Genomic DNA, 12,402 nt, shown 5'->3' with positions numbered 1-12,402 from the left:
CTTAACCAATCTTTTTATAGAAAAGGAGAATGCGCTATGAATATTTTTGATGTGATGAGAATACCGGCTTTTGAAAACGCCCATTTAATCGCTGGAAAAGCAGGAGGGGAAAGAGAGGTTCAGCATGTCAATATGATGGACGCACCCGATATCGCAGACTTCCTGCATAAGAATGAATTGCTCGTCACCACCGCGTATCACCTGAAGGATCACCCCGACCAGTTATCTGAATTGATTCGGCAAATGGCAAAACGCGGCTGCGCGGGTCTCGGCATTAAAACAAAGCGCTACTTGGAGGATATCCCGAAAGAAATCATCGAACTGGCCGATTCATACGCGTTTCCGATCATTGAGCTTCCGGAACACATCCGTCTCGGCGATATTGTGAATGCAACACTCAGCCGTATTCTCGATATGCGTTCCAGCGAGCTTCAGCAAGCCATTTACGCGCACAAAAAATTCACAAACCACATTATGAGCGGAAAAGGGCTGCAATCTCTCCTCAAAAAGGTCTCAGACCTGCTTCAGATACCCGTGCTGCTTCTGGACCAGCATGCCAAAATGCTGTCTGCGTCCCATCAGATCTCAATTGAGACCGAAAAGCTAAAAAGAGTCCTGAACACCGTATCCGGGCCGTTTTTCACTTGTTTTTCCGCAATCTCCGATCAGAAAACATATTCCGTCCTTCCTATTTATAATCATGAAAAAAACTGCGGCTTCCTGCTGATACCGGACATGGTGCAGGCCGGCGACAAAGGATTGATTCTCACCATTGAGCAAGCGGCCAACGTGATATCCTTTGAACTGCTGAAGGAAAATGCGCTGAAGCAATTCAGCCGGCGTGCGCGCAATGAGTTTTTCAGCAATTTTATTGAGCGCACATTTTCTTCAGACGATGAAATCAAAAACCGGGCGAAGGAATTCAAGCTGCGCTGGGATCAAAAATACATGTGCATCGCCGGCAAACTCGACCGGAATAACGATTCGATCAGCTTCACAGAAAATCAGCTCGCCTCCGACGGTGTCTTCGACTTTCTTGAAGGTGAATTATCAGCCTTCCCGTTTCCGCCCCACCTTTTTATAAAAGGAAATGTCGGCATTATTCTGATAGAAGCGACAGACAGCTGGAATGAAATGCACGCTTCGGTGATCAGCTTTTTAGAGCAGTTTCAAACACAGGTCAGAGCTCAGTTTAAGCGGACGGTTTCCTTTGGCATCAGCAATATATGCCAAAAGCTCATTGACGTTCCCGACGCTTTCACAGAGGCTTCTGATGCTCTGCACTCTGGGCATTTGTCAAGAAGCACGGAGTTTATCCAGGTGTATCACGCGAAAGATGTGCCCGAGCTTCTCCGCCTGCTCCCGGTTGAGGATTTGAAGAAGTTTTACCACTCCACACTTCAAAGCCTCGCTGAAAAACAGCAGGAGGATCAAAGCCTGCTTCATACGCTGTCCGTCTATTTAGAAACACACTGCCAAATCTCCGAGACGGCAAAGCGCCTGTACGTTCATCGCAATACGGTCATCTACCGCCTTGAAAAATGTGAGGATCTGCTGGGCAAAAGCTTAAAAGATCCTGAAACGACGATGCGTTTGCGGCTGGCCTTACGGATGCAGCGGCTGATCAGCTAGCATCCGTCACATAATCTTACAAACTAAATCGTTTTTCGTCACTTCCAGCAATAATGCCTGTCTTTTTCAGCTACTGTACCCAATGACACCCAAAAATCAGCACGCTATCATGTTACTAAAGTTTACATACAGGGAGGGACTATGTTGAAACAAAGATCGTTTGCGGTGTTTTCTCTTGGCCTTCAGCATGTGCTGGCCATGTATGCAGGTGCGATTTTAGTGCCCCTGCTTGTCGGCAGGGCGCTGAATGTAACCTCTGAACAGCTGTCATACCTGCTAGCGATTGACCTGTTAACGTGCGGCATCGCGACGCTTTTGCAAACCTTGCGCGGCGCACACATCGGGATCGGGCTTCCCGTCATGCTGGGCAGTTCCTTTGTAGCCGTCACCCCGATGATCGCAATCGGCGCCAATTACGGCATTCACGCGGTTTACGGTTCCATCATTACAGCCGGTGTGTTCATCTTTTTGTTTGCGCGTTTTTTCGGCAAGCTGACCGTGTTATTCCCTCCTGTCGTAACAGGAACCGTTGTGACCTTAATCGGGCTTTCACTTGTTCCGGCAGGTGTGAAAAATATGGCTGGCGGCGAAAAAATAAACGGCAGCGCCAACCCCGAATACGGTTCGCTCGAAAACCTTCTTCTCTCTGTCGGCGTCCTTGTCCTGATCTTAGTCCTCAACCGCTTTCTCAAAGGATTTGCCCGAACGCTGTCCGTTCTGATCGGAATCGCCGCCGGGACAGCGGCAGCAGCGATCATGGGAAAAGTCAGTTTTTCTGCTGTCGCTGAAGCCCCGTTCTTCCAAATCCCGAGGCCGTTTTACTTCGGAGCCCCTTCATTTGAAATCGGCCCGATCTTAACGATGCTGATCGTCGGAATGGTCATTATCGTTGAATCAACCGGCGTTTTCTACGCAATCGGCAAGATATGCGGCAGATCTTTAATCGAAAAAGATCTTGTCAAAGGCTATCGGGCGGAAGGAATCGCTATTCTTATCGGCGGGCTGTTCAACGCCTTTCCTTATAACACCTTTGCGCAAAACGCCGGCTTATTGCAGCTGACGAAAGTCAAAACAAGAAATATCGTCGTTACAGCAGGCTGTATCCTTGTCTGTCTCGGGCTGATACCGAAGATTGCCGCCCTTGCTTCTGCCGTTCCTGCTGCTGTACTTGGCGGCGCAACCGTTGTCATGTTCGGCATGGTGATTGCCTCAGGCGTTAAAATGCTCAGCACAGCGGATCTCAAAAACCAATACCACCTCTTGACCATCGCCTGCTCAATCGCACTCGGCATCGGCGCCAGCACGGTCCCCGGGATTTTTGCTGAATTCCCCGCTCCAATCAGAATTCTGGTCAGTGACGGCACCATCACCGGCAGCCTGACCGCCATCTTTTTGAATCTATTTTTCAGCCTGCGCGGCAAAAAAGAAAAAACAACACAAAAAACTGAACTTCCGGCATTAGATCATACACTCGCATTAGAAAAAGAGGTGTAAAAAAGATGAAGAAACAGCAAAATGCCTTTCAGCTGGCGGTGCTCGGACTTCAGCATATGCTTGCCATGTATGCGGGAGCGATTCTCGTTCCGCTGATCGTCGGAGCGGCGATCGGGCTGAGTCCGGGTCAGCTCACGTATTTAATCGCGATCGATTTGTTCATGTGCGGGGCGGCGACTCTTTTGCAGTTGTGGAAAAACCGGCTTTTCGGCATCGGCCTCCCCGTTGTGCTCGGATGTACGTTTACCGCGGTCGGCCCGATGATTTCCATCGGCAGCACATACGGTGTCTCAGCAATCTATGGCGCCATTATCGCCGCAGGGCTGATTATCGTCCTAGCCGCGGGCTTCTTCGGAAAGCTTGTCCGTTTTTTTCCGCCTGTCGTGACCGGCTCAGTCGTCATGATCATCGGCATCAGCCTGATTCCGACAGCAATGAATAATCTGGCCGGAGGTGAAGGAAGCAAAGACTTCGGCTCATTGGACAACGTGCTTCTCGGGTTTAGCGTTACGGCTTTTATCTTATTGCTGTTTTATTTCTTTAAAGGCTTTATCCGCTCCATTTCGGTTTTGCTCGGCCTTATCGCAGGTACAGCGGCCGCATTCTTCATGGGAAAGGTCGATTTTTCTGATGTCATGGAGGCGTCCTGGCTTCATATTCCGTCTCTGTTTTATTTCGGCATGCCGACCATTGAGCTGCCGGCTGTTGTGACGATGCTTCTCGTTGCGATTGTCAGTCTGGTCGAATCGACAGGTGTTTACTTTGCGCTTGCCGATATCACAAACCGCAGGCTGTCAGAGAAGGATCTGGAAAAGGGCTACCGGGCGGAAGGCCTTGCAATCGTACTTGGCGGCTTATTTAACGCATTTCCTTATACAGCTTTCTCGCAAAATGTCGGTATTGTCCAGCTGTCAAAAATGAAAAGTGTCAACGTCATCGCCGTCACGGGAATGATGCTGATGGCAATCGGACTGGTTCCAAAAGCAGCTGCACTGACAACAGTGATTCCAACCCCAGTTCTCGGCGGTGCGATGACCGTCATGTTCGGCATGGTCATTTCTTACGGGATCAAAATGCTTTCCAGCGTTGATCTCGACTCGCAAGGCAATCTGCTGATTATTGCCGCTTCCGTCAGCTTAGGGCTTGGCGCAACGACAGTTCCCGCGTTGTTTTCATCACTTCCGGGAGCGGCTTCAGTTTTAGCAGGAAGCGGAATTGTGATCGGCAGTTTGACGGCCATTGCATTGCACGCTTTTTTTCATACCAAACAGCCGGATCACGCTGAAATAAAAACGTAAAGGAAGATGCCAATGTTCACTATGGATGACCTGAATCAAATGGAAAGACACACACTGACAGACACGCTGGGATCTATTTTCGAACACTCTTCATGGATTGCGGAGGAAGCTGCGGAATTACGCCCGTTTTCTTCCCTTTCTGACCTTCACCGCAAAATGGCCGGCATTGTAAGAGCCGCGGACCGCCAGACGCAGCTTGATTTAATCAACAAGCATCCCAGACTCGGAACAAAGAACATAATGAGTGATGCCTCAGTAAGCGAGCAGCGAAACGCAGGGCTCAGCAAACTTGAACAAGAGGAATACGAGGAATTTCTCAAGCTGAATGAACATTATGATGAGCGCTTCGGCTTTCCTTTTATTTTAGCGGTAAAGGGAAAGACGAAACAGGACATTCACCGGGCCCTAGTGAAAAGGCTCGAGAACGAACAGGAAACCGAGTTCCAGCAAGCCCTTATCGAAATTTACCGCATCGCCCGCTTTCGGCTGGCGGATATCATAACTGAAAAAGGAGAGACGCAAATGAAAAGAACCATGTCTTACGGCAAAGGAAATGTATTTGCCTACCGAACGTTTTTAAAGCCGCTCACTGGAGTCAAACAAATCCCAGAGTCATCTTTTTCAGGGAGAGACAATACCGTTGTCGGCGTTGATGTGACATGTGAAATTGGCGGAGACGCCTTCCTGCCGTCATTTATAGACGGGGATAACACCCTCGTTGTGGCTACAGACTCAATGAAAAACTTTATTCAGCGCCATCTCGCTTCCTATGAAGGGACAACAATTGAGGGGTTCTTACACGATGTGGCTCACCGATTTTTAAATACGTATTCTCATATGGACACGATTACTCTGACAGGCGAAGAAATTCCATTTGAAGCAATGCCCGCATACGAGGCGCAAGAGCTCCGCACAAGCCAGCTCGTTTTCAGAAGATCGCGCAATGAACGGGCTCGGTCTGTGCTGAAAGCGGAACGAACCGGGGATACCATAACGATTAAGGAGCAATACAGTGAAATCATAGATCTTCAGCTCGTCAAGGTGAGCGGCAACTCCTTCGTCGGCTTTATTCGCGACGAATATACGACTCTCCCCGAAGACGGCAACCGCCCGCTGTTTGTCCATCTAAACATCGGCTGGCATTATGAAAACACAAATGACGCATACGCTTCTGATCCAGCCCGCTACGTCGCCGCTGAACAAGTCCGCGACTTGGCGAGCGCCGTATTTCACGAGCTTGAAACCCCTTCAATCCAAAATTTAATTTATCATATCGGCTGCAGAATTTTAACGAGATTCCCGCAGCTCACTGATGTCAGCTTCCAATCTCAAAATCACACATGGGACACAGTCGTGGAAGAAATTCCGGGGTCCAAAGGAAAAGTCTACACCGAACCGCGCCCGCCATTCGGCTTCCAGCGCTTTACCGTGACAAGAGAAGACGCCGAGAAAGAAAAACAGAAAGCCGATGAAGCCTTAGGGAGCCTGAAAGCCTGATGGGAAAGCTGACGACCCATATCTTGGATTTAACCTGCGGCAAACCCGCGGCGAACGTAAAAATTGAATTGAAGCGGCTGGGCGGCGGAGGCTTTAGGAAAGAGGCATACACCAACGCTGACGGCAGAGTCGATGCCCCGCTTCTCGCAGGTGAAGAGCTGGTGTCCGGAGATTATGTGATGGAGTTTCATGCAGGGGACTATTTCGCGAGTAAAAACGTGAACGCAGCCGCTCAGCCGTTTTTAACCATCGTCACCGTCAGGTTTCACATTGCAGAGTCAGATGCGCATTATCATATCCCGCTTTTGCTGTCACCGTTTGGTTATCAGGTGTATAGGGGAAGTTAAAAAGGAAGCCCACCGGTGAGGCGGGCTTCTCCATGGCAGCATTCACAGCTACAAGGAAAGAGATGTATTCACTGCTGTTTGTGCATGAATGAAAGCCGTATCAAATAATGGCACTTCAGAATCCTCGGCTTTTACTAATAATCCAATTTCAGTACATCCGAGAATAATCCCTTCCGCACCTCGATCCACCAAATGATTGATAATCTTCTTATACATGGTTTTAGACGACTGTTTGATTTCGCCTAAACACAGCTCCTGATAAATAATATGATTGATTACTTCTCTTTCCACATCAGCAGGCACAATGACATTGATATTGTGAGACTCAATACGTGATTTATAAAAATCTTGTTCCATCGTATACTTCGTTCCAAGTAAACCTACTGAACGAATACCTTGTCTCGTGATTTGATCGGCAGTTGCATCTGCAATATGTAAAATAGGGATGGTGATCATTTTCTGAATATAGCCAATCACTTTATGCATGGTATTTGTACATATGACGATAAAATCTGCACCGGCTTTTTCTAATGATCTCGCAGCTTCCCCTAAAGCTGCACCCGCCTTATCCCAAGCCCCTTCAGACTGATAGTGTTCAATCTCCTTAAAATCGACACTGTACAAAACGCATTTTGCAGAATGCAGCCCTCCTAGTTTCTTTTTTATCTCCTCATTGATCATTCGATAATATTCAGCCGAAGATTCCCAGCTCATTCCGCCAATAAGGCCGATCGTTTTCATATCACCACTCCTGAATTTTTTCAGAATATAATCAATTATTCTAAAGTATTGATTAGTCTTATACAATTATTTATTTTTCAGAAAATGGCCTGCGGAGAAAATATCCCGAAGTTAGATACTAAAAGTCCGCCCTTAACAGCCGAACTCCCTTTTCCCTCTGTTCAGCTCTCTTCTAATCCTCCAAGCCGACCGCATAATTCCGCCGTACCCAGTACATCGGCACAAATTCCCCGCCAATCCTTCTTCTATGTCTTCATCTGTGGGATGCGGGTTTTCTTCGAACAATGCTTTAAGCGCAATGATCATTCCGGGCGTACAGTAGCCGCATTGGAAGCCGCCTTCTTCCAGGAAAGCGGTTTGGCACATATCCAATTCTTCTATTTGGAGTCCTTCGATGGTTGTGATGGAGTGGCCGTCTGCTTGATAGGCCATCGTCATGCACGCATTGGCCAGCTTCCCGTCAATTAAAATGGAGCATGCTCCGCAGCGGCCGATTCCGCAGGACACCTTTGTCCCGGTCAGCTGAAATTCCTTTCTAAGCAGGTCGCTTAGACGAGCCGTGGGAATGGCTGCCGCCTCGCGCTCCTGCCCATTTACGGTCATTCGGTACTGTCCCTTTTTTACAGGAAGTGATCCAGCCTCTTTTACGTCCATTGCTTCAGCCCCTTTCTGTCTATCGCTTCAAGCAGCTCTTCTCTTGAAATCGGCAGCTTGTTTATCCAGCAGCCGACCGCATCATGTACAGCCTTTACAATAGCGGGAGTGATAGCGATCGTTCCGATTTCGCCGACTCCCCGCGGTCCGTATGTGTCTCCCTTCATCAGTTCTTCTATTGCAATCACCTTCATGCAAGGAACATCTTTGACGACTGGGATCAAATAGTGATCGAGATTTTCTGCAGCATAACGGCCGTCCGTCATTTTCGCTTCCTCCATCAGCGTATAGCCGAGCGCCATGGCGGCGCCGCCTTCAATTTGGCCCCGATAACCTTGCGGACTGACAACCGGCCCTGCCGCAATGGCGTGCTCACAATCTATCACTTTGACATCACCCGTTAACAGATCCACTTCTACCTCAACAGCCGCCGCTCCAAATGAGTAAAGGAAATGGCCGCCGTCCACGGGATCAGGCGTTGTCGGAAAGTCAAATGCCGTTTCCTCTGCCAAAGGGCCTTTTTCAGCCAGCTCTTTATATGTCACCATGAGCTCCTCTGTGTTTTTATCACGCAAGCCTTTAGCGCCGGGAATAAGGGTTTCCGCTGAACAGCCGCTCCATTGTGCCGCCCGTTTTTTCAAGCGAGAAAGAAACGGCTTTTTCAAACGGTGAATTGCGTGCCATACCATGCTTGTGCCGCGGGATGCCGTGGAGGAGCCTGACTTCGGCACTTTTGCGGTATCCCCAATGACAATGGTAATATCCTCTGCGGCACAGCCAAGCTCCTCTGTGACGATATGTTCAATCGCCGACAGAATGCCCTGTCCGCATTCTTCAAATCCGAACGAAGCTGTGATTTTTCCGTCACCTGAAAGGGACAAACGGCCTCCCGCCGCATCCATTCGGCCATAGCCCAGCCCGCCGCCGTGCATCGTTATTGCCGCTCCGGTGCCGCTCCGTATATCCCCGGAGTTCCGGCGTCTTCTTGTGAGAATGGAAGATTCAGAAATGGCATTCAACACCTGTGCCGCTCCGTCAGTCGGTGCAATCCGATGCTCCAGCGGCCCTAAGTCATACGGTTTTCTGATATTTTTTCTTCTCAGCTCCAGCGGGTCGATACCGAGCCTATCACTGAGACGGTCGAGATGGGTTTCAAGGGCAAATGTGATTTGATTGCCGCCAAAGCCCCGGAATTCTCCCGCCACCCCGTTGTTCGTAAACACAGATATCCCTTCCGTCCGGATATTCGGAATACGGTACGGCCCTGCGGCATGCTCGACTGAAAAATCAAGAACGGCGGGTCCAAGTGTGGCGTAAGCGCCTGTGTCCGCCACAATTTTCACATCATGAGCCAAAAGCTTTCCTGTTTGATCAGCTCCCGTTTTTATTGTCACCTTCATCGGATGGCGCTTAATGCCAGAACGTACAGATTCCTTTCTCGTCTGATGGATTTTGACAGGGCGTCCGCTTTTCAGGGCCAAAAGCGCGGCATACGGCTGGATATTCAGCTCATCCTTTCCTCCGAACGAGCCGCCCATCGGACTCGACACCACCCTGATCTTCTCTTCAGGAATGTCAAAAATACGAGCAAGCTGGAAACGGTCTTTATAGCCGTGCTGTGTTCCTGCATACATCGTAAAGCCCCCATCATCCTCCGGAACGGCTGTGCCTCCTTCCGTTTCCATATACGTATGCATCTGCCGGGGCAGCTCATAGGTTTCTTCAAGGACTGTGTCACACACCCGAAACCCTTTCTCAACATCGCCGTTTGAAAAAAACGCACGGTGCAGAATGTTGCCGTCCTCGTGCAGTCTATGCGCGTCCGGAAGAAGCGCTTTTTCCGGTGAATCAATGATCTCAAGCTCTCTATACTCAACACGAATCAGCTCCAGCGCAGCCTCCGCGATTTCCTCCGTTTCCGCAGCCACGGCGGCAATCGCATCCCCGACATACCGTACTCTGTCCTCGCATAAAACCGGCTGATCAGGGATGACGATGCCAAATCGGTTTAATCCGGGAACATCTTTATGAGTGACGACAGCCCGCACACCTTCCATTTCTTCAGCTTTCATGGTGCAAATCGACACAATCTCCGCATGAGGATAAGCGCTTCTTAACACCTTGCCATACAGCATTCCGCGAAAGCTGAGATCGGTCATATATTTCAGTTCCCCTGTGACCTTTTCTCTTCCATCCGGCCTGACTCTTGACGGTTTGTTGATCATCATTTATTCCCCTCCCTCCGCCATCAGCTCTGACATAATGACGTTGGCAGCCGCTTTTTTTCTGTATGCCGCTGACATAAAAGCATCTGCGGAAAATGGCAGCTCATGGATAAGCGTTTCGTACAGCTCGTGCGGATCACACCCTGACACCATCCGCTTCGCTTCACTTTCCAATAATCTTTCAGGTGTAATATCGGCATGGCCGGCGGCGAGACGAATGCCGCCGTCTTTCAAAAAACGTCCGGCCGCAACAGCAGCCGCTCCTGTAAAAGCCTGACGCCTCCCAAGCTTGCGGTAAAACACACGCTCCCCTCCGCACGCGGGATGATGACACGCGTGACGATAGCGGCTCCATCGTTTTCATCTGCGAGCCAATCGCCAAGCGGCAGTCTGATCAGCTCCTTTTTGTACACAATCAGCTCCGCATCAAGTACGAGCAAGAGCGGAATCAAATCGCCGATTTTACTCGCGATATTTCCGCCAATTGTGGCCCGGCTGCGGACACCCGGTGCGGCGACGGCGGAAGCAGCGTCGCTGAAACAGCGAAGCATACTCTTGATGAAAGGATTCTTTCTGCATTCATTCAGTGTCGTAAGCGCTCCGATCGACACGTGGGTGTCACTGACGCTGATCCCCCTCATCTCTTTTATTCCTTCCAGACTGACAAGGTGCTGTTTCGGAAGAATTCCCTTATCCCACTGAAGCTGAAGCAGTGTACTGCCCGATGCGGCACACACATCCGGGGCAAACTGCTCTAGAAGCGAATAGGCTTCATCGAGCGCTGCCGGTTTCCATAATTGAATATTCATCCTCGCTTTTGGCACTTGCCCATGCATACCATCGCCCTCCTCACCATCTCATATTCTTCCGGTGTATCAATATCGTTCAGCTCCGCGCTTTCCTTTGCCTCCAAAACGGCTCCCCTTCCAAGCTGCCCGTTTTTCAGAAGTCTGCGGGCCCCCTCATCCCCCTTTAACTTCTTTATATAAGGAAAACACGATGCTGAGAAATAGATTGGCGGGGCAGGAGCGCCTAAAGATGAAGACACGGCAAACGACTCAGGTGCCATCGCCACAAGGGCATTGAGATGATCAACGGAAAGCTGCGGCTGGTCGGCTAACAAAATGACAACGCCGTCCGCTCCCATGCTTTCCGCTTTTCTCACCCCGCTGCTGACTGAATGCCCTTGACCTTTTTCTGCGTCTCGACAAACGTGCAGACTCCAGCGTTTTCGAAAAGGCGGAGCGTGATAGGGCGTTCCCATCCATTCAAGGGAAGCTTGTTTTGTCCGCTCGACGATCAGCACGTGATCAAGGCCGGACAGCAGAGCTGTTTTCAAGGAAAGCGATCCGATGGTTTCTCCTTTTAGCGGCAAAGCCAGCTTGTTTTGGCCCATCCTTTCGCTTTTGCCGGCAGCGAGAAACACGCCGATCATATAGGGGACTCTCATACAACCGCCAGCCGTTTTCTTGTTTGAATGATTTCCGCAACAACGCTGACGGCGATTTCCTCGGGGCCTTCCGCACCGATTGACAGCCCGACCGGACTGTAAAAGTGAGCCGGCGGCTGTTTTCCGTTCAGCAGCCGCTTCGTGCGGTTCGCCGAACCCAACAAACCGATATAATGAAGCTGTTGAGAAAATAAAAAGTCGATGATCGCTTGATCGTGCTGAAAATGGTGGGTTGCCACAACAGCTGCATCCTGCGGCAAAAACTGAAATTCGCTGAGCATTTGTTCCGGAAAAGCGGTGATCAGCCGATCCGCTTTTGGGAATAGGGAGGATGTGCAATAAGCGGGACGCCAATCTGTCACGATCACAGAAAATCCTGTATCAGCCGCCAAATTGGCAAGCGGCACAATATCCGGTCCCGCTCCGAACAGAATGAGGCGCGGCTTCGGTTCAATCCGATGAATAAACAGGTTGGCAGATGGATCAAAATGCGGTAAATGAAGCGCAGAAACGGTACGTTGTATGTCTTGCAGAGGCGCGCCCGGCCAATTCCCGAAATGCCCGTTTTCCGTCAGAAATAAAGAACGGGAGGAGTCAATCTGCGTAACGGCTGTTACTGCTTTGCCAGCATGAAGGCAGTCTCGCACTCTTTCATAGTGCCGTCTTTTTTCCTGAGTGATTGCTTCCGCATGAATATGAATCATGCCGTTGCAGCCTGCTCCCATGCCCCAGGAAAGATCGTCCTCCGCCCGCATATCATAAGAAATCAGCGCTGACGTCAGCTGATCACCCAGCTCACTGATTCTGCGGAATAAATCTTCTTCCACACATCCGCCGCTCAGCAGGCCGACCCTTTCCCCATTTTTCTTAAAGAGCATAGAGGCGCCTGCTTTTCGATATGCGGAGCCTTCTACTTGAACAATTGTCGCCAGCACAGCCACTTCCTGATCTTCCAGAAGCGCATCTATCATCATGTGCAAATTTGCCATTGCTGTATCCCCCTCTCTTACATTGCTGTGAGAATCAACAAGTTCAGCGTGATTTTATAGGTAACTTGTATAAAG

General features: G+C 49.9%; 10 protein-coding genes and 1 pseudogene. 5 read left to right on the top strand and 6 right to left on the bottom strand.

Annotated elements, in window-relative coordinates:
- Window positions 1-36 precede the first annotated feature (36 nt).
- The 5 genes from pucR to uraH all read left to right on the top strand — a co-directional run bounded on the left by pucR (window position 37) and on the right by uraH (window position 6,268).
- On the top strand, window positions 37-1,632 hold the full coding sequence (pucR, locus tag AUL54_RS14945) for a purine catabolism transcriptional regulator PucR (RefSeq protein ID WP_060964374.1): 1,596 nt from the start codon (window positions 37-39) through the stop codon (window positions 1,630-1,632).
- Between the two features lie 144 nt (window positions 1,633-1,776).
- A complete protein-coding gene (locus AUL54_RS14940) occupies window positions 1,777-3,126 on the top strand; it encodes a nucleobase:cation symporter-2 family protein (protein WP_060964373.1) in 1,350 nt (449 codons plus the stop codon).
- A gap of 5 nt (window positions 3,127-3,131) precedes the next feature.
- Window positions 3,132-4,424, top strand: coding sequence for a nucleobase:cation symporter-2 family protein (locus AUL54_RS14935; RefSeq protein WP_060964372.1), 1,293 nt, complete (start codon window positions 3,132-3,134; stop codon window positions 4,422-4,424).
- A 12-nt stretch (window positions 4,425-4,436) separates the two neighbouring features.
- Window positions 4,437-5,921, top strand: coding sequence for a factor-independent urate hydroxylase (gene pucL / locus AUL54_RS14930; RefSeq protein ID WP_060964371.1), 1,485 nt, complete (start codon window positions 4,437-4,439; stop codon window positions 5,919-5,921).
- Window positions 5,921-6,268, top strand: coding sequence for a hydroxyisourate hydrolase (gene uraH / locus AUL54_RS14925; protein ID WP_060964370.1), 348 nt, complete (start codon window positions 5,921-5,923; stop codon window positions 6,266-6,268). Before pucL ends, uraH begins: the two co-directional genes overlap by 1 nt.
- Before the next feature lie 48 nt (window positions 6,269-6,316).
- On the opposite strand, the gene AUL54_RS14920 is transcribed toward uraH, so the two are convergent.
- The 6 genes and pseudogenes from AUL54_RS14920 to AUL54_RS14895 all read right to left on the bottom strand — a co-directional run bounded on the left by AUL54_RS14920 (window position 6,317) and on the right by AUL54_RS14895 (window position 12,327).
- On the bottom strand, window positions 6,317-7,009 hold the full coding sequence (locus AUL54_RS14920; protein WP_060964369.1) for an aspartate/glutamate racemase family protein: 693 nt from the start codon (window positions 7,007-7,009) through the stop codon (window positions 6,317-6,319).
- Window positions 7,010-7,141: 132 nt separating this feature from the next.
- Window positions 7,142-7,663 carry a xanthine dehydrogenase subunit E gene (pucE, locus tag AUL54_RS14915; RefSeq protein ID WP_060964368.1) on the bottom strand — a complete coding sequence of 174 codons (522 nt, stop codon included), beginning with the start codon at window positions 7,661-7,663 and terminating at the stop codon, window positions 7,142-7,144.
- Window positions 7,654-9,891, bottom strand: coding sequence for a xanthine dehydrogenase subunit D (gene pucD / locus AUL54_RS14910; RefSeq protein WP_060964367.1), 2,238 nt, complete (start codon window positions 9,889-9,891; stop codon window positions 7,654-7,656). The genes pucE and pucD overlap by 10 nt, the downstream gene beginning before the upstream one ends.
- Window positions 9,892-10,724 (bottom strand): annotated as a pseudogene (pucC, locus tag AUL54_RS14905) (xanthine dehydrogenase subunit C).
- A complete protein-coding gene (gene pucB / locus AUL54_RS14900; RefSeq protein WP_060964366.1) occupies window positions 10,694-11,338 on the bottom strand; it encodes a xanthine dehydrogenase accessory protein PucB in 645 nt (214 codons plus the stop codon). Before pucB ends, pucC begins: the two are co-directional and overlap by 31 nt.
- Complete coding sequence (locus AUL54_RS14895; protein WP_060964365.1) at window positions 11,335-12,327, bottom strand: XdhC family protein; 993 nt, start codon at window positions 12,325-12,327, stop codon at window positions 11,335-11,337. The genes pucB and AUL54_RS14895 overlap by 4 nt, the downstream gene beginning before the upstream one ends.
- Window positions 12,328-12,402 lie beyond the last annotated feature (75 nt).

Source organism: Bacillus sp. SDLI1, from assembly GCF_001553895.1.
GTDB lineage: Bacteria > Bacillota > Bacilli > Bacillales > Bacillaceae > Bacillus > Bacillus siamensis.
Note: the sequence above shows the minus strand (reverse complement) of the source record. Positions and strands in the feature narration are given on the sequence as shown.

What these genes read in the sequence shown, in the direction of transcription:
- pucR (WP_060964374.1), top strand. Translation starts at nt 37, where the DNA reads ATGAATATTTTTGATGTGATGAGAATACCGGCTTTTGAAAACGCCCAT.
- AUL54_RS14935 (WP_060964372.1), top strand. Translation starts at nt 3,132, where the DNA reads ATGAAGAAACAGCAAAATGCCTTTCAGCTGGCGGTGCTCGGACTTCAG.
- pucL (WP_060964371.1), top strand. Translation starts at nt 4,437, where the DNA reads ATGTTCACTATGGATGACCTGAATCAAATGGAAAGACACACACTGACA.
- uraH (WP_060964370.1), top strand. Translation starts at nt 5,921, where the DNA reads ATGGGAAAGCTGACGACCCATATCTTGGATTTAACCTGCGGCAAACCC.
- AUL54_RS14920 (WP_060964369.1), bottom strand. Translation starts at nt 7,009, where the DNA reads ATGAAAACGATCGGCCTTATTGGCGGAATGAGCTGGGAATCTTCGGCT.
- pucE (WP_060964368.1), bottom strand. Translation starts at nt 7,663, where the DNA reads ATGGACGTAAAAGAGGCTGGATCACTTCCTGTAAAAAAGGGACAGTAC.
- pucD (WP_060964367.1), bottom strand. Translation starts at nt 9,891, where the DNA reads ATGATGATCAACAAACCGTCAAGAGTCAGGCCGGATGGAAGAGAAAAG.
- pucB (WP_060964366.1), bottom strand. Translation starts at nt 11,338, where the DNA reads ATGAGAGTCCCCTATATGATCGGCGTGTTTCTCGCTGCCGGCAAAAGC.
- AUL54_RS14895 (WP_060964365.1), bottom strand. Translation starts at nt 12,327, where the DNA reads ATGGCAAATTTGCACATGATGATAGATGCGCTTCTGGAAGATCAGGAA.